Annotated in this window: 1 pseudogene; it reads left to right on the top strand. The window is 63.1% G+C overall.

From position 1 onward, the window contains the following. Positions 1 to 339, top strand: a pseudogene (locus tag A985_RS0103420) (electron transfer flavoprotein subunit beta/FixA family protein); the annotation flags it as partial.

The raw sequence follows: 339 nt of genomic DNA, 5'->3' as shown, positions 1-339 counted from the left end.
GTCAAACGGGTAGTGGATTACAACGTAAAAGTTCGCGTGAAGAGCGACGGCAGTGGCGTCGACATCGCGAACGTGAAGATGTCGATGAATCCGTTCGACGAAATCGCGGTTGAGGAGGCGGTGCGCCTGAAGGAAGCGGGCGTGGCGACCGAAGTGATCGCGGTGTCGGCGGGCGTGGCGCAAGCTCAGGAGACGCTGCGCACGGCGTTGGCGATCGGCGCGGACCGCGCGATCCTGATCGAGTCGGACGACGAGCTGCAACCGTTGGCGGTGGCCAAGCTGCTCAAGGCTGTCGTGGACAAGGAACAGCCGCAACTGGTGATCCTGGGCAAGCAGGCC

It is taken from the genome of Pandoraea sp. B-6, assembly GCF_000282835.1.
Classification (GTDB): Bacteria; Pseudomonadota; Gammaproteobacteria; order Burkholderiales; family Burkholderiaceae; genus Pandoraea; species Pandoraea cepalis.
Note: the sequence above shows the minus strand (reverse complement) of the source record. Positions and strands in the feature narration are given on the sequence as shown.